Annotated in this window: 13 protein-coding genes; 9 read left to right on the forward strand and 4 right to left on the reverse strand. The window is 59.9% G+C overall.

What is annotated here, in order from left to right; genetic code table 11:
- Positions 1 to 541 precede the first annotated feature (541 nt).
- The 5 genes from AC5RUM_RS16565 (at position 542) to AC5RUM_RS16585 (ending at position 9,280) form a co-directional block, all read left to right on the forward strand.
- Positions 542 to 1,936: a sigma-70 family RNA polymerase sigma factor gene (locus AC5RUM_RS16565; RefSeq protein WP_494035957.1), complete on the forward strand. Its 1,395-nt coding sequence runs from the start codon at positions 542 to 544 to the stop codon at positions 1,934 to 1,936.
- Positions 1,936 to 2,523 carry a hypothetical protein gene (locus AC5RUM_RS16570; protein ID WP_494035958.1) on the forward strand — a complete coding sequence of 196 codons (588 nt, stop codon included), beginning with the start codon at positions 1,936 to 1,938 and terminating at the stop codon, positions 2,521 to 2,523. The genes AC5RUM_RS16565 and AC5RUM_RS16570 overlap by 1 nt, the downstream gene beginning before the upstream one ends.
- Complete coding sequence (locus AC5RUM_RS16575; RefSeq protein ID WP_494035959.1) at positions 2,523 to 3,119, forward strand: hypothetical protein; 597 nt, start codon at positions 2,523 to 2,525, stop codon at positions 3,117 to 3,119. The genes AC5RUM_RS16570 and AC5RUM_RS16575 overlap by 1 nt, the downstream gene beginning before the upstream one ends.
- 84 nt (positions 3,120 to 3,203) lie before the next feature.
- Complete coding sequence (locus AC5RUM_RS16580; protein ID WP_494035960.1) at positions 3,204 to 6,008, forward strand: PD-(D/E)XK nuclease family protein; 2,805 nt, start codon at positions 3,204 to 3,206, stop codon at positions 6,006 to 6,008.
- The gene (locus AC5RUM_RS16585) at positions 6,005 to 9,280 is read left to right on the forward strand and encodes a UvrD-helicase domain-containing protein (protein ID WP_494035961.1); all 3,276 of its coding nucleotides are present in this window, start codon (positions 6,005 to 6,007) and stop codon (positions 9,278 to 9,280) included. Before AC5RUM_RS16580 ends, AC5RUM_RS16585 begins: the two co-directional genes overlap by 4 nt.
- A gap of 27 nt (positions 9,281 to 9,307) precedes the next feature.
- Here the strand turns inward: AC5RUM_RS16585 and AC5RUM_RS16590 are convergent, their stop codons facing one another.
- From AC5RUM_RS16590 to AC5RUM_RS16605, 4 genes are all read right to left on the reverse strand, one after another.
- Positions 9,308 to 9,790 carry a hypothetical protein gene (locus AC5RUM_RS16590; protein WP_494035962.1) on the reverse strand — a complete coding sequence of 161 codons (483 nt, stop codon included), beginning with the start codon at positions 9,788 to 9,790 and terminating at the stop codon, positions 9,308 to 9,310.
- Between the two features lie 561 nt (positions 9,791 to 10,351).
- Positions 10,352 to 10,600, reverse strand: coding sequence for a hypothetical protein (locus AC5RUM_RS16595; RefSeq protein ID WP_494035963.1), 249 nt, complete (start codon positions 10,598 to 10,600; stop codon positions 10,352 to 10,354).
- Between the two features lie 115 nt (positions 10,601 to 10,715).
- On the reverse strand, positions 10,716 to 11,054 hold the full coding sequence (locus AC5RUM_RS16600) for a nitrilase-related carbon-nitrogen hydrolase (protein WP_494035964.1): 339 nt from the start codon (positions 11,052 to 11,054) through the stop codon (positions 10,716 to 10,718).
- Complete coding sequence (locus tag AC5RUM_RS16605; protein WP_494036078.1) at positions 11,054 to 11,500, reverse strand: nitrilase-related carbon-nitrogen hydrolase; 447 nt, start codon at positions 11,498 to 11,500, stop codon at positions 11,054 to 11,056. Before AC5RUM_RS16605 ends, AC5RUM_RS16600 begins: the two co-directional genes overlap by 1 nt.
- Before the next feature lie 197 nt (positions 11,501 to 11,697).
- Between AC5RUM_RS16605 and AC5RUM_RS16610 the strand changes: the two genes are divergently transcribed.
- From AC5RUM_RS16610 to AC5RUM_RS16625, 4 genes are all read left to right on the forward strand, one after another.
- On the forward strand, positions 11,698 to 11,859 hold the full coding sequence (locus AC5RUM_RS16610; RefSeq protein ID WP_494035965.1) for a hypothetical protein: 162 nt from the start codon (positions 11,698 to 11,700) through the stop codon (positions 11,857 to 11,859).
- A gap of 150 nt (positions 11,860 to 12,009) precedes the next feature.
- Entirely contained in the window at positions 12,010 to 13,332 is a 1,323-nt protein-coding gene (locus AC5RUM_RS16615; RefSeq protein WP_494035966.1) for a DUF262 domain-containing protein, read from the forward strand.
- Positions 13,332 to 15,272, forward strand: coding sequence for a DUF262 domain-containing protein (locus AC5RUM_RS16620; RefSeq protein WP_494035967.1), 1,941 nt, complete (start codon positions 13,332 to 13,334; stop codon positions 15,270 to 15,272). The genes AC5RUM_RS16615 and AC5RUM_RS16620 overlap by 1 nt, the downstream gene beginning before the upstream one ends.
- Positions 15,273 to 15,573: 301 nt before the next feature.
- Complete coding sequence (locus AC5RUM_RS16625) at positions 15,574 to 16,245, forward strand: hypothetical protein (protein WP_494035968.1); 672 nt, start codon at positions 15,574 to 15,576, stop codon at positions 16,243 to 16,245.
- The last annotated feature ends 328 nt before the right edge of the window (positions 16,246 to 16,573 follow it).

The raw sequence follows: 16,573 nt of genomic DNA on the forward strand, positions 1-16,573 counted from the left end.
TCGCGCTTGTCGGGGTTGACCTGACCCCTTCGGAACAAGTCAGCTACGACGAGTTCTCCGACACGATGCTTGAAACGGCACGTCACCTTGAGTCCTATGCCGGTATCCCCCGGCGGCCTTTCCACCAGTTCATTGCGGCCGTGGCTACGCTGGCCGCATCCGAGTCCCCGAGCCGGGAAGCAACGCTCGCCCGCAGGTACATGCGGGCCATGTCATCCCGACTCACGCTGCTGGCAGAGGCACGGACGAAGTACCTCGCACTGGCCGCGTTGAAGGCTTCCGTGGACCAGTCACGGGGGACGCTTGTCTTCACGCAGACCCAGGAGTCCGCGCGCCGAGCCCAGGAACTGTTCACGGCGATGGGATCCCGAGCCTCGGCGCTGTTCAGCGGGATGTCCAAGGATGACCGGAAGCAGGGAATGGAGGACTTCCGCAGTGCGCCTCCCAGATCCTGGCGGCGCCGCGGCTCCTCGACGAAGGGATTGACGTTCCGGAAGCCGATCTTGGCATCATCGTTGCCGCCAACCGGAGCCAGCGCCAGATGGTGCAGCGACTGGGACGTGTCATCCGCAAGAAGGCGGACGGACGCGTGGGCCGCCTGGTAGTTCTGTACTCCAAGGGAACCGTCGAGGATCCGGAGGTGCAGGGCGAGGAGTTTCTGGGCCGCGTTCTGCCGCATGCCCGCGAGGTCGACTTCTTTGACATGAAGGCGGACCTCGACCGGTTGCAGGAGTTTCTCCGCCAGCCGGAGCCGGAGCAGCCGCCGGCGCCCGGGCCAGAACCGCTTCCGCCGGTGAGTGGGAGCGGCACTCAAGCCGGGGAAGTAACCCCAGGTGGTCCGGAGAGTGAGCCCCGCGGGGATTTCCTTAGCGAGCGGGACGAGGCTGCCCTTGAACCCCTCGGCGGCGATGTGGACGAAGCTGAGCCCACGTCCTTCGATCTCGAAGATCAGGACTGGCCGGAGGAACTTGCCGGTCTCGAGGGGTTCAGCGACGATGCCGTCTCCGACTACCTGCGGCGAGCCGGACGGGCTGACCTCCTGACTGCGGAGCAGGAAGTGGAGCTTGCGCAGGACATCGAGGCCGGGCTTTTCGCCGCGCATCTCTTGGGGGACTGCACTCCCCGCAGCCGCAGGGAAGCACGGGAGCTGCGCGCGATTGCCTTGCTGGGTGAGCACGCTGCCACCGCCCTGCTGAAGGCGAACCTTCGACTCGTCGCGTCGATCGCTAAGCGGTACATGGGCCAAGGGTTGGATTTTCTGGACCTGATTCAAGAGGGGAATATCGGTCTTCACCGAGCTGTCTGCAAGTTCGACTACACCCTGGGCTTCAAGTTTTCGACGTATGCGACGTGGTGGATCCGCCAAGCCGTAACGCGGGCTCTGGCCGATCAGGGCCGCCTGATCCGCCTTCCCGTTCATATGGTGGAGCAGATCCACAAGGTCCAGGCCGTGCAGCGCGAAGGGATGGCGAACGGACTAGTTCAGAGCTGCGAGGAGCTCGGCAACCTCACAGGCCACACCGCGGACAAGGTCCAATACCTGCTTGGCCTAGACAAGCCCATCTATTCCTTGGACATCCCCGTCCCCGACGGCCGCGGAGGGGCCGAGCCGCTGGCAGAACAGATGGCCGGTTCCTCCGACCCGGACGTCATCGAGCGAATCGCAAATGACCAGCTGAAGGCAGAGATCCAGTCCGTTCTAGACACCCTGAGTGAGCGGGAGGCTGGCGTCATTGCACTGCGCTTCGGACTCGCGGACGGCGAGGAAAAGACCTTGGATGCAATCGGGAAGGTGTACGGGGTAACGCGGGAACGAATTCGCCAGATCGAATCCAAGACGATGGAGAAGCTCAAGGATCCGGATGTCACCGCTTCCCTGCGTGGATTCTATTCCGACGGCAACTACTGCAGCGACACTGAACCGAGGTCAGCCTGATGCCACAGTCGAACAAGCCACCGCCGTTCGCTGCAGGTAGAGCACCGGTAGACAACTATGCGGAGTTCATAGGGCGCCTTGACGCTGCCAGTGCCAGTCTCACAGCACGGCGCGACGCACTCAACCAAACCGTCGAGATCCTGACACTACTGTTGGACCAGAACCGCACCGGCATTCAGCTTTGGGAGAAGCGATGCAGCCGGTGCGGGGACCTGCTGGCGGGGCAAGCCGGTGGGGCTGGGACGCATGATGCGCTGAACGAGCTGCATGACGTGGCGCTCAAGATGGAGCCCCTGTTCAGGAACCGGACGCAGCGCATCGAGCACCGATTGGCTGCCATCCATGCGCGGCGCGAGGAGGTCACCAGATCTCTCAATGACCTGAGGAAGAGCAAGATGAAACTGGCTTCATCCCAGATGCTTTCTCAGGAGCGCGAAAACCTCAGCAAGGCAATCGGAGACCTCGTCGGGAGCCAGAACGCCCCTGCGGCAGCAGTCCGCGACCCTGGACTGCAGAGCGACCTCCAAGACGCGCGGCAGGCAATCATCTTGGCCGAGGCACTGCTGGAAGCGAAGGGAGAGCAATAGTGTCCAAATCCAGAGAGGAGCACCGGATCCTCAACAGCTTTACCTCCGAACAGTGGAGCGGCAGGCCCGGGCAAGACGGTGTAAACATGTTCGTCGGGTTCGCCGTGATCGGCGCAGTCCTTTGCCTCATTCTCATGGTCTTCGCGCCCGGCCTCAGGAGCTTCGGTGCCTTCGCCCTGTTCGCAGCGGTCTTTGCCATCGTCTTTACTACGCTCGCAGTAACAGGAAAAGCTGCTGCCGAACGCAGGTTTCTTGAGTGCCTCACGTCAAATGTCAACGACACAATATTGGGGCTGACAGGAAACGTCAGTGATCGATTGTCAGTCCAACAGTTCCGGGCACTGATCGAAAACGGCAAGCCCCTTCCGCTGCTCGTGAACGGGGTTCCCGGGCTGGACCTCAGGGTAATACGTGAGCAACCACCGTTGCCGGCGCGGGAACCCGTAGTTAAGCGAGCGGACACGGTCATCCGCACCACGCGCGTCATCATCACCATTACGCCGCCCAACTACGGAATAACGAGCTTTGACAGCTTGCTCGCGGCCGCTGCGCAGGCCGGCGAGGACAGCGGCCCAGGAAACGGCACGAAGACTTGATAGCAATTCCGTCAGTGCTGGTTGTTATGTTGTGTGAAACGTCAGGATGAGGGGGACTGCATGACCTGCACTATTTTTTCGTCAGTGAGTGACGCATTGTCGGAGCTGGCCCAAATGATTGGCCGGGCTCAGGTTTCGGATCCGCTCGCTCCTGTAACCATCGTGGTTCCGTCCCACGCTTCCGGTTTGGACGTAACCCGATTCCTCGGCAGGACGCTTAACTCTGGTGCGGGCAGCGCGGGCATCAAAGCACTCACGCTGAAGGATCTGGCAACTGAGCTCATCGCCGACGACCCCGCCATAAATGGAAAACGCCCACTCCAGCCGGTCCTCAGGACTGGAGCGATCAGCAGGGTCTTGATCGACGATCCAGGGCTCTTCAAAGATGTCGCCAACCAGCCCGCCACGGCCCGCGCCATAGCCAAGACAGCTGAACTGCTGGACGCCGTAACGGACTCATCCGACCCGGCACTTCCGGACCTCATGCATGAAGTGCTTCGGATCCACAGGACCGCCAAGGAGTCGCTGGATTCAGCGTGGTACACCGACCACGAAGCCTATACCCTCGCGGGCCGCAAACTTGGAACCGACAGGGTGATGCGACGGCTTGGAACAGTCATTGGCTTCATGCTGGGCACCGAAACCCGTCCCTCCGAGTCTTCCTTCAGACAGAGCCTCGAACAGACCGGAATGCAGGGCATCACTGCGGCAAGTACCGCGGGCGACAGTACAACCCTGATGACAGCCTCGGACGCCGACGACGAAGTCCGCGCCGTCGTCCGGCTTGTCGTCGAAAGGCTGGCAGCAGGCACTCCTGGACACCGCATCGGCATCTTCCACTCAGTTTCCCGGCCCTACGCCACTTTGCTGACCCAACGGCTTAGCGAGTCGGGAGTAACTTTCGTCGGTCCGGCCGCCCACCGGCTCACCGACGCGCCGCTCGCGCGCGGCCTTGTCCAATTACTGAAACTCGACCCTCAGCAACCTGACACGCGCGCCATCCTGAACATCCACGCCGAAGGAACATTCGCATGGCAAGAACAGAAGCTGCCCAGCAGCGCCGTCTGCGAAAAACTGTACGCCAGTCCACCAGCCGAAGACCACGCCGGTGAGAAGGGCTCCGATACCCCGGCCTTCCAACTTGAGCGGTTCGGAGTATTCCAGTCCTTTGTCGCGGCACTAGCTGCCCAGCTTGCTCAGATCCACGCTGCCACAACGTGGAGCGAAACGTCAGCCGGGCTGGTCTTGCTTCTTGAAGGCTTCATGGGCCCGCGAACCGCTACTGAACGGCCGGAGAAGGCTGCTGCCCGTGACGCCCTGGTCCAAGTCGCCCTTGACCTCCGTCACCTCGACCTCGTCGGCCCGCAGCCTCGCCCCTCGCTCATCCAAAGTGCAATGGAGGAAGGGGTAGCATCCAAAGGCGGCTGGACCGGGAAAAGCGGCACCGGGGTCGTCATCGGAAGCTACGCCGACGCCGTCGCCAGGGACTTGGATTCCCTGTTCCTTCTCGGTGCGGCGGAAGGTTTGGCGCCGGCGAGGATTCGTGAGAACCCGCTCCTTCCGGACAACGCCCGTACCGTCCTAGGCGGCCTTCTCCCCACGGTCGAGCAGCTTGCAGAAGCCAGCAAGGAACAGTTCCTCGCTGCCCTCGCTGCCGGATCCGAACGCATCATCACCAGCCCCCGCGGCGATCTGCGCGGATCCGGCAGTTACCAGATTTCCCGGTGGATCAACGCCAAACCGGACGACGAACTGCAGTCCTTCGCCCATGGCATCGAGAACGGCGCCCCAACCTTGGCTGCGCTTCCCCCTACGGCGCAGGAGTGGCGGCTGCGCCGCATCCTCACCGCCGAGGACCGCGTAGGGGCGCTCCGAGAAGATACTTCGTTGAAGCAAGCCTTGGCCGTCACCCGAGACCGGCGCGATGGTGTCTTCTCCAGATTCAACGGCAACCTCAGCGCACACGCCGGTGCCATCGTCAACCCCCAGAACGCGTTGTCCCCGACCCGCCTCGAGGACTGGGTGACGAGTCCGTTCAGCTACTTCCTAAAGCACGTCCTGAGGGTGAATATCCTGGAGGACGTCGCACTGGAAGTTCAAATTTCGCCACAGCAGCGGGGCATCCTCGTACACGAAGTACTGGAAGACTACGTCCGCAGCATCACGAAGGACGGCCTTCCACCGTCGTCGAGCCGCCTCATGGAACTAGCCGACGCCGCCTTCGAGGCATTCGCCAACCCGGCGTGGCTCAGTCATGTCTGGGAGCGGAACCAGGCCATGATCCGCCAGGACCTGCAACGGGTGTTCGATGAGGATCATGCCCAATCCAACGAAGGCTGGAGCTATCTGGCGGAGGAAGCAAGCTTCGGCCCGGCTGACACCGACGGCTACCCGCCGGTCCAGCTGGCCCTCGACGACGGCACAGAGGTCCAGTTCCGCGGGAAAGTGGACCGGATAGACCGCAACGCCGACGGCAGCGTCAGGGTTACCGATTACAAAACCGGCAAGGCCGACAAGTACAAACCGCTCAACGACCATCCAACCGCGGAAGGCACCCGGTACCAGCTTCCGGTCTACGGTCTGTTCGCCCGGACCCTGGCAGATCCGCTGTCGCCCGTCGTGGCCCAGTATTGGTTCATCTCAAGGGCCGGCAATTTCGCGGAGATCGGCTACGCCGTGACGGACGACGTTGTTGAGCAGCTCCGCACGGACGTGGGTCTCATCATTTCTGCATTGCGGAACGGAATATTTCCCCCTCGGCCCGAATCGGACAGATACGTCAATTTCACCACCATGATGGGCGCCCAAGAACTTGGCCAGCAGTGGCTGAAGCTTCAAAACGCCCACGAACTTCAGCCCTATGCCCAGCTCCTGAAGGCGGAGAAATGAAACCCGGAATCCTGGAACTCGCAGACCAGACCGACCGCGCGCTAATCGAGCAAGAGCTCGAAGCGAACATCTTCGTCGAAGCAGGCGCAGGCAGCGGCAAAACACATGAGCTCGTCGAGCGCATCTGCGCGATGGTCGACGCCGGCGTGGAACTGAAAAGTGTCGCTGCCATCACCTTCACGGAAAAAGCAGCAGGCGAGCTTCGGGAGCGAGTCCGCCGGCAACTGTCCGATGCAAGCCCGACGGAGCTGCGCCTTCGGGCACTGAACCAGCTGGACACCGCTCCTATCGGCACCATCCACTCCTTCGCGGCGCGGATCATCAGCGAACATCCCATCGAGGCCGGAGTCCCACCCCTGATCACCGTGGTGGACGAGCTGAGGTCCCAGATTGCGTTCACGCGTCGGTGGAAAGCGGCCCGGCAGAAACTCTTCACAGACCCGTCCATCGACGACGCCCTCCGCATCATCCTCGCTGTTGGCGTTTCCTTGGACCACCTGCAGAATGTGGCCGCTGACTTGGACGCGAACTGGGACCGGCTGGAAAGCCACCCTCCCAAGAAGCGTCGAATCCCGGCTGTGGACCTTGGCCCGATCCTGCGCCAGACTTCCGAGGTCCTCGCACACGCTGATCACTGCACGGATCCGGCCGACAAGTTGCTCACCGCTTTCGAACACATCAAGGGCTGGCACGGCCGGCTGGCAGAGGCGGAAACCGGGGAACTCGGCTTGGTCCTCGAGCTCCTGCATTCTGTTCCACAAAAGGGCTTCAGCGGCGGACAAAGAGGCAACTGGTCCATCAACGTCGCCGACGTGCGGAGCTCCTGCAAGGACTTGGCCGACCAGGCCACAGCCCTGCGCAACAGCTTCGTCGAACCCGCGGTCCAAACCGTCATCGCCGCCATGGCAGAGGTTCTCCTCCAGGCTGCACGCGAACGCCGGCAGAGCGGCGAGCTCGAGTATCACGACCTCCTCATCCATGCCCGCGACCTCCTTGTCGGCGATGACAAACGCGCTGTACATGCGGCACTCCACAATCGCTACCGCTGCATCATGCTGGACGAATTCCAGGACACCGACCCTATCCAAGCTGAACTTGCCACTCGGATTACCGCCGACGACGTCTGCGGGCCCGACGGGTGGGAGCAGCTCACCATCCCTCCGGGCCGGCTGTTCACAGTCGGCGATCCCAAGCAGTCCATCTACCGCTTCCGCAGGGCCGACATTGCGACCTACCTTGCAGCCCAGCAGCGATTCTCCACCGAGCAGAACTCGGTAACCGCTTCGCTCCAGACCAACTTCCGGTCTACCGGAGCGCTCCTCGAGTGGGTCAACGGCACGTTCGGCCAGCTCATTAAGCCAAGCGGGACCATTCAGCCTGACTACCATGCGCTGACGCCCGATCCCCAGCGACCCAAGTGGAGCGACGAACACGGTCCGGCTGTCTCAGTTATCGGCCGTGCAGGCGCCCAACCTGGCGAATCGGGAAAGGTCTCCGCTGACGATATGCGCCGGCAGGAAGCAGCCGATGTAACGGCAGCGATCAGAATCGCGACCGGCACCGCAGGGCTACCGGCCTGGCAAAAACAAAGCAAGCGGTCCAGCGGTTTCGCATGTTCTCCCGTTCAGCTGAAGGACATTTGCGTCTTGATCCCCACCCGCACGTCCCTTGCCGCCCTCGAGGATGCACTTGATGACGCCGGCATCGAGTACCGGGCCGAAGCGTCCTCATTGGTGTACTCGACACAGGAGGTCACTGACCTGCTGCTCGCGTTGCGGGCAATCTCAAATACGGCGGACGAAGCGGCCCTTGTGCTGTCCCTGCGATCGGCCCTGTTCGGGTGCGGCGACGATGAACTGTTCGAGTGGAAGCAGGCCGGAGGCCGGTGGAACCTCTTCTCCCCCGTGTCGGAGGCGCTTAAAGACTCCACCGTGGCCCACTCCCTTCAGTACCTTGCGGCCTTGTGCCGCGATATCGAAGTGCTGACGCCAGCCGAGATCATGGAGCGCCTGGTTACCGATCGGCGCATGCTGGAGGCAGCAGTTGATGCCCCGCGTTACCGGGACGTTTGGCGCAGGCTCCGTTTTGTCATCGACCAGGCCAGGGCCTGGACGGAAGCCACTCATGGCGGACTACGTGACTACCTCGTGTGGGCTGCCGTGCAGCAGGAGGACAACTCGCGGGTCAAGGAAGCCGTGGTGCCGGAAATGGATGTCCAAGCCGTGCGGATCATGACCATCCACGCTTCCAAGGGGCTGGAATTTCCCATGGTGATTCTGGCTGGCACAGGGTCCGGCCCCAACAATCAGAAGGCCGCAGCCCTCTGGGATCAGGACTCGCAACTCCAGGTGCACTTCATCGGAGACATTCGGTCGGCTGGATATGGTGTCGCGGCGGCAGTCGAAGACCGGTTCAGCGATGCAGAGAGGATCCGGCTGCTATACGTCGCCTGCACGCGCGCGGAAAGTCATCTAGTCGTTTCACATTACGTGAACGCCAAGAACAGCCTCGGCCAGTTCCTCAAGAATGCGGCAGATGCGGTTTCGGCGCCGGACTTGGATATCCCAGAGGACATGCCACTACAGGCGAGAACGCCCCACGAGGTCGCCCCAGTTGAATCGTACGACGCATGGCAGCGGCGTCGCGAGACGTGGCAAAAGTACTCCGCAATAAAATCCTCAACGTCAGTCACCGCTACCGCAAAGGCCGCGGTGACCGGACTTGCTAATGATGTGGCAGTACGGTTTGTGAGCGCGGACGAGGACTCAGCTCTGCCCTCATTCGCAGCACCCGCTGGCGAGCACGGCAAAGAATTCGGTACGGCCCTGCACCGGCTTCTCGAACTCAGCGGCCTAAGGGAGGACGCGAACCTCGATGTACTGGCCGAGCGGATCGCCAGTACATCCGGCCTCACAGATCCGGCAGGCCTCGCTGAACGGGCGCGTTCTGCGCTGAGAAGCACGCCAGTACAGCGTGCCGCCGACCGGGAGCACTGGCTTGAACTGCCTGTTGTCACGTCCGCTGGCGGCGCGACACTCGAGGGCATTATCGACCTGATGTACCGCGAGGACGATGGAACTCTGGTGATCGCCGATTTCAAGACCGACATCAGTGTCGCGCAGGAGACCTTGGCGGCATACTGGCGCCAGCTGTCGACCTACGCGGGGATGGTAGAGCAGATCACCGGGCAGACAGTGAGTGAGCTGATCCTGATCTTCTGCAGGCCCGGACAATCCGAAATTCTACGACGACGCCGTGAAGAACTGAGCTGACGGTTTCTCCGCGGGCGGCACTCTGGCTCACTGATAAGTGTGGAGTGCCGCCCCGTATCCGAGCGGCAGTCCGTGTCCGTTCAGCCAGGACACCAGCACTTCAGACGCCGCGGCCAGGCTGAGGCGCTGCGACTTAGACACTCCGCCAGACGGCTCATTGCCGGCGTCATCTGCTGACGATCCAGTTCCGATTCGCCAGTTATGAGTGGTTCCTCGGCTCACTTGGGCAACCTCCACCTGGTAGCCCTCACCGGTATTCATGGCCTGGGCATACCGTCCCACGGGCTGGGCATCCAAATGCTTCGTCTGCACCGTGAACCAGTCACCTTCCTGCGCGATCCTCTGGATCAAGGAAATCAGGTGGGACGGAGATTCAACATCGTGCCAGCCTGTGTACCGCCCATTGACTTCCTCCTGCCACTCCAGTGACTCCTCAGGCTGGACCAGTAGCATCAGCTCCAGCTCGGTGTTGGTCGCTTTGGCCGCTTCCACCGTTTTGGTCTCAAGCATTTTCGCCCCTTTCGCAGCTGCCTTACGTTCCAATGGTGGGACGCCCCTCTGACATTTTTGCTCGTGAGGATGCAGGTTGCGCGACCCGAAGCACATTGCCGCGGCATGGATTGGAGCTCAAAAGAGGAAAAGCTGTCAGGTAAGTACGCGAATGCTAGGACACTTCGCAGTGCCTACGACACGAGTTAACGTCCCCCGGCTAATGCCCGCGCCGCTCATACAGGGCACCGGCATTACCACCAGCGGTGGCCGCACTCCACATTCCTGCACGCCCATTCCGGCCTGCCAGTCTCGTTCCTTCCTGTGCAGGGATTGATTCGCCGTTCCATGATCACTAGGCAGCCCGCGAAGACGGTTTGAGGATTCCCTTCCCTGGCCCTTGAGCTTCCCATTCCGTACAGGATCGGCCAGGCCTCGTGGCCGCAAACCGGGCAGACTGCCGTCGAAGTGCGCTCCTGCTGCGGCACGCGTCGTCGTGTCATTGAGGCACTATAACGCCGGGCCTTGGTGCCCAAAAACCGTTGTCCACCATCGGCTTGCTTCAGCCAGTCCCGGGCGCCGTCACCACCACCGGTGCCGGCATTCGTTGTTCTGGCACGCCCACTGTGGCACTCCGGTCTCAACCTTGCCGGTAGCCGGATAGATCCGTACTTCCTCCGTCAGGCAGCAGCCAGGGAACTCCGTCTTCGGATCCTCAGCCGTAACGCCCGGCATGACCACGCCGTACGCGATCCGCCAGGACTCGTGCCCACAGGCCGGGCACCTGCGGACAGCCGGATGTTTCTTGGCGGGTTTCACTTCGTTGGTCATGGCTGCAATCTATCGCCCACCACCGACATCTGCAGCCCTTACAAAAATTGCACATCTTCTAAGCAATTTTTGTAACTTCCCCGGACGAATGGCGACGCGTACAACGAAAAGCACCCTAAAGCCTCCGCTGCCGGAGCATCGGGAACGACTCCTGCACCCTGGCGACCGACTCCAGCGAGATGTCCACGGCCCGCACACCGGGTTCCAGTCCGAGGTCGGACTCAATGACCCCCATCGGATCCACCAGCACGCTCCGCCCCACTGATACCGGCGGTGCCTGGCACACCCCTGCCACGTAAACGCTGTTCTCGATGGCGCGGACCGCGTTCAGCGCCAGCCACTGCTCGGTCTTGGGGGTGCCCGGCACCCCGGACGAGCAGACCAGCAGGACCTGGGCGCCGGCGTCGGCCAGTGACCTGGCCAGCTCCGGGAACCGCAGGTCGTAGCAGGTCATCAGGCCGAGGCGCGCTCCCCCGGACCCGAACACCACCGGGCTGGCGGAAGGTGGCTCGGCTTGATGAACGTCGATTCCCCGAAGCCCTGCGCGTCGAAAAGGTGGATCTTTCGGTAGACCGCGAGCCCCTTGCCGTCCGGCCCGAAAGCCACCAGCGTGTTGTACGCCTTGGCCGGTTCGTCCGAGGTTTTCCTCCACAATCGCCACCAACGCAATGCGGCGGTGTTGGCGAGTTCCTGGCAGACGGGGCCGGCCAGCGGCTCCCCGACCTCGAGGAACGTCGCGTCCACGGTCTTCTTCACGTAAGAGGCGTATTTCGGGAATGCGACCAGGGCGCCGTCAAGCGCAGCCTCGGCGGCGAACCGGTCGATCGCGGCGAGGTTGGCCTGGATGTCGGTGCCGGAATCCAGCTGCCGAGCGCTATCCTCACTCGCCGAGGCGTAGATGCCGGGGCTCTACTGCGCGCTGGGCGAGTTACCTGTCAGCTAGCCCTGGAGAAATTGTCTGACCCTGGCCTCACGATTATCCAAAGGTCGTAACGAGAGGGGACGTCATGGCTGACGGCTACGAGGTATTTGACAGCGGGCACAACAAACTCAGGTCCAGGCATCAGAGGCTGACTAAGACTCAAGTAGACGAAGTAATGATCGCTCTGCGCGCGCTCCGCCTGGGCAGCGCAGAAGAGGCGCGGATGATGCTGCTCAAGGGGTCAGGACGCAGGATCCACACTGTCCCGGAGCTTTACGACGTCGAACTCAATAGAGTACTTAGCTACCTGGAGAGCCAAAAGCAAAAGCGACGGTAACGGCGCCGCGAAGACAACCTCCAACAGCGAGGCAGTCCACACTCCAGCACACCTGTCCGGTCGGCACGAAAGGCTCGGCGGGGACGCCCAGGATCAAGAGTGGCCGAGAGGTAGGCTCTTGAGAGCTATCAACTAGAAGGAGTCTGCTCAGTGGCAATACACGATCGCGGGGTCAGGGCAGCGTCTGTCGGCGAACTCTTGGACGACGATCTTAGGATTCCCCACTATCAACGTCCCTATGTGTGGACATCCGACATTGCCCTTCGCCTCGTTCTCGACATTCAAGACGCCCAGCAGGCAGCCAATGGAGGCGTAAGCCCCCAAACGGCGCCCTACGTTCTCGGGGCAGTAATTCTGCACGAGAATGACAGGCACTTCGATGTGGTCGACGGGCAACAACGACTCCTAACCCTGCGCATGCTGCTCCGAATTCTCGATGGAGAACAATCGCCTTCTCCCAAGATAATGGACAGTTCGTCACCCGTGGCAGAAGTATGGCGCATGCTCCAGGACACTGCGAGACCGCTGCAGCTTGCTGGGCGACAAGCTCTTGCATCTTTCATCCGCGACAAATGCCACATGGTCCGGGTGGTTACCGATAACGTTGATGAAGCATTCCGGGTGTTTGATTCTCAGAACTATCGCGGAAGGCCTCTGGCGCCACACGATCTGCTGAAGGCTCATCACCTGCGCGAAATGCGCCGCGAAAGTGATGCTCTGAAGGCAGCCACCGTGGAAGAGTGGGAGTCCGCTGGAGATAATGCCCTGGACGAACTCTTCTCAATCTATTTATACCGAATTTCAAAATGGTCAAAAGGCGAAACCGCCCCAGGATTCACCATTCACGATATAGACATGTTTAAAGGAATCTCTTCTGCCGGAGGCTTGTCACCGAGTTCCCGCTATCACGCTGCCGCCCAGAGTATGGTTCCCCTGATGAACCAGTGGCATAATTCTGTCAGTCCAAAGGACGAAATTAATGCCCTTCGAAGCCGATTTCAAATTGATATGCCATTGCTGGCTGGGCGGCCATTCTTCGAAATGGTTACTTTTATGTTGAGCGAAGTCAAAGTTCTCAAGGAGCGATCATTTCCCGTCAAAGAAGGATCAGGAAATAGCTCAGAGGTAGTGACCTTCGAGAAAAAACTCACTCAGCATCGATATCGAAAAGTTGCGGAACTATACCTTGCGGGCATGCTGTACTACACTAATAAATTCTCGGACGCGGACATTGATCTCGCTAGCAGTCATCTCTTTGCATGGTCTTTCGATCTTCGTCTTCGATATCTCCGTGTGGTTCAGGCATCCATCAACAATGCAGGATATGGAAAAGACAACGTCATGTCCCCCTTCGTACAATTCCGAAATTCATCAGACGGTCGTGTGGTGAGGAAGTTTGTTTCGACAGGGAAACAATACAGCGACGGACACGAACCTGAACTTTTTTCCCTCCTCAATGGAACTGCAACCTAATGCAGAACGAAGCCCTCAGGCCCGATCTGTGCACAGTGGCTCAGTTGTTCGAGTCAAACGCCATATACACAGTGCCGGTCTATCAGAGAAGCTACGCGTGGCGCGCTGAGGAGATCGAACAGTTGATAGGCGACGTCCGGGACGCGATCGAGCATGGGGAGGAGAAGTACTTCCTCGGCAACGTCATTGTCACCGCCAGAGGATCTCAATCAGACGAGTACGAAGTGATTGACGGACAGCAACGACTGACCACTTTGTATCTGCTGCTAACCTTCCTAGCGCGGGCCGAGGGAATCCCTAACCAAAGGTTTCGGGCCCATGCCACGCGCCTTCGCTATGAGTCACGTCCACGTTCCAGCGAGGCACTGCGTCGCCTCGACGGAGGTTTCCCGGAAAATTCGGCGAACACAGCTCCGGGAAGCCTGGAAGATTCCGGAATCCACCAGGGCTACAACATCATCCAGCAGTACATGGACCAACACGTCTCAGGTGATGCCCTCCAGAAGTTCGGGAACTACCTGCTGAATCACGTACACCTCGTCAGGGCATCTTTGCCTGGGAGCACAGATCTCAACCGGTACTTCGAGGTGATGAACACCCGGGGGGCGCAATTACAACCCGTCGATATTGTGAAGGCCCGTCTAATGAGCTACCTCCCTCATGAATCGGAGCGTGCATGCTTTGCTTGGGTTTGGGATGCGTGTTCCAAAATGCATGCCTACGTACAAGGACCCCTGGCCCGCGGGAACCCCTCGCTTCGCGACGCTCTATTCGACGAAAACTGGTCCTGGCTGACCGCTTCTAATTTTGGAGATCTGCTAGAAGCGTTTAATGAGCACCGCGAACCAGAGTCAGACCCTCGTCAGCGCACCGCTTCGAATGCTTCATCAAACAGTATCGACGAAGCATTGGCGATCTACTCGGAGAAAGATGTTTCGGAGTCAGTAGATCCGTCCGACTCAGATCGTTTCAGTTCAACGATTCCATTCAACTCGCTGCTTCTGCACACACTTAAACTACTTGTGTCCCAGGAAAATCCGCTTGAAGACGAAGGTGGCCTGGACGATAAGAGACTTATCATGCTGTTCGACAGGGAATTTTCCGCTAAACGGCCGGACCGCGTTCGAGAATTCATAGCATTGCTCCTTCGCGCAAGGGTAGCGTTTGACTCCTTCATCCTGAAGCGTGAGTTCTTGGCCACGTACTCGGACGAAGGCGAGTGGTCACTTCGCAAGGTTGTGAAAACGAGAAGCGGAAACAAGAGCACAGTCGGTTATCGGAACACGTACGCCGATAACTCCAAGGATGACAGTGACACAATCGACCCCACAACGCGCGACCTTCTGCTGCTGCAGGGAATGCTACGCGTTACGTACACCTCACCTCGCACGATGCATTGGATTACACTAGTGCTCCATCACGTACTGCAAGCGGAAAACCCTGCGAATGTCTCCCAGAAGGACTTAGTTCTTCTTCTCCAGAAGTACACCCGCCAAAAGGTGCGAGAAGCGTTCTCATTTGCCGATGAGCCAGTGGGTTTCAATATTTCACGTGTGGTTTTCACCTACCTTGACTATCTCCTCATCGTGAATAATTGGGTACCAAATCTAATTTCCGATTACATGTTCTCATTCCGAACCTCCATCGAACATTTTTATCCACAAAGTCCGGACGAACAACAATCAGGCGAACGGGTAAGCACCACCAACCTGCACAAACTTGGAAACCTCGCTTTAGTAAGCGTCGGGGCAAACTCCAAGTTCAACAACAGCCTGCCGCACGCAAAAGCCACCAATTTCCTTCGAACTATCGAAACGCAAAGTCCCAAAATGCATCTCATGGCGGCGAAGACACGCCAGCTGGGCGCCTGGGGCGATCGCGAGGTCGAAGCCCACCATCAGGAGATGGTGAACCTACTTCGACAAGATCTCGAACCCTAGCCGAGTCCATTTCTCGTTTGCATGTTCGGTCCCAGTCCTTGTGACCACTTAGGTGTCCCTTCACAGATGAGCGTGGTTTGGACGGGCTGAAGCTCGCGCCGCGGAGGTGGGACTTCGGTTGCATGGTGCGGCTGGAAAGAGGTCAGGGGCTCTTTGAAAACCAATATCCAGAAGAGACCCTGACATGAATAACTCTGTGGCTGCTCGGTGTCGAGGGGCCACACAGGTGCTTCAGCCGCGAACTATGCAAAACGAACGTGCCATGCACGGCCCGCCCCGGTCAGACGTTCATAATGACCAAGTGATCAAATTCATCAAGATCCTCCACGACACACTTTTCGCCGCCGGCTGCCTTGCCATCGCTGTGGTTGCCTCGGTCATCAGCTACTTTGGAAATCAAGGTCTGGGGCTTGGGATTCTGCTAGCCGCAACCGCGCTGTTGACTATGCTCCTCGTTCTGTCTGCCGTGGTGAATCGCCGACAGAAGAGGGCCGTCCGGACAGCTCAAGCCGCCGATGCCGCCGACGCCTCAGGCCGCACCAAGATTTACAGCGCACATGCCTCGGAAGCATACGATCACGATGCCCACACCGTATGGTCACTGATCCGACCGGCTGAGAGCGCAGTGCTGCTGTCCGACGCGCTAAGGGCGTTCAAAGTCCCCGGAACCCCTTCCGGGGTGGGAGAACAACAGTGCTTCATAAGCCGCGACGGCTCAGTCTCCATCATCGAAGTCATCGGTGAGGAAGGCCCTTGGTGGGCAACTACGCGTCCCATAGCCGCAAGCGAGATGAATAGCCGTTCCACCTACCGGCTGGAACCGACGTTCTCGGGATGCACGCTCACCGTTGGAACCATCATTGAGGTCCCGGCGAACGCCGAGTTCGCTGGGATTCCTGACGAGTGGTGGGATGCCCAAATTAGGCCCTACCTGACACGGATCAAGGAAGTACTCTCATCGCGTCAAACCTGAAGCGCCCATACCAATCTGGGTATCGTGAGCGACGCTTAGTCCAACTCGCTCTTCCATAGCCCCGGACACTTGAGCACAGGCCACTTGCCGTGTCCCGTTTTCTCAGCCGTCATGTCGAAGAACTCCGCGTCCAGTACTGGATTTGTCAGGCCCAAAGAAGTTGGGAATACCGGCCGCAGCTCTGGAATCGCTGACCTTCAACATCAGGTATTCAAGACGAGGTAACCTCACCGATGGCCTGAGTTCTTCGATCGATCCGGCGCTGCCGCTCTGCCGGGTCCCTGGTTTGCAGTGCTTGAATTCCAGGGTGAAAGGTCGGTACTGCCAC

The sequence above is a fragment of the Arthrobacter sp. B2060 genome (assembly GCF_059090445.1).

What these genes read in the sequence shown, in the direction of transcription:
- AC5RUM_RS16565 (WP_494035957.1), top strand. Translation starts at nt 542, where the DNA reads ATGGTGCAGCGACTGGGACGTGTCATCCGCAAGAAGGCGGACGGACGC.
- AC5RUM_RS16595 (WP_494035963.1), bottom strand. Translation starts at nt 10,600, where the DNA reads ATGACCAACGAAGTGAAACCCGCCAAGAAACATCCGGCTGTCCGCAGG.
- AC5RUM_RS16570 (WP_494035958.1), top strand. Translation starts at nt 1,936, where the DNA reads ATGCCACAGTCGAACAAGCCACCGCCGTTCGCTGCAGGTAGAGCACCG.
- AC5RUM_RS16585 (WP_494035961.1), top strand. Translation starts at nt 6,005, where the DNA reads ATGAAACCCGGAATCCTGGAACTCGCAGACCAGACCGACCGCGCGCTA.
- AC5RUM_RS16600 (WP_494035964.1), bottom strand. Translation starts at nt 11,054, where the DNA reads ATGACCTGCTACGACCTGCGGTTCCCGGAGCTGGCCAGGTCACTGGCC.
- AC5RUM_RS16620 (WP_494035967.1), top strand. Translation starts at nt 13,332, where the DNA reads ATGCAGAACGAAGCCCTCAGGCCCGATCTGTGCACAGTGGCTCAGTTG.
- AC5RUM_RS16610 (WP_494035965.1), top strand. Translation starts at nt 11,698, where the DNA reads ATGATCGCTCTGCGCGCGCTCCGCCTGGGCAGCGCAGAAGAGGCGCGG.
- AC5RUM_RS16590 (WP_494035962.1), bottom strand. Translation starts at nt 9,790, where the DNA reads ATGCTTGAGACCAAAACGGTGGAAGCGGCCAAAGCGACCAACACCGAG.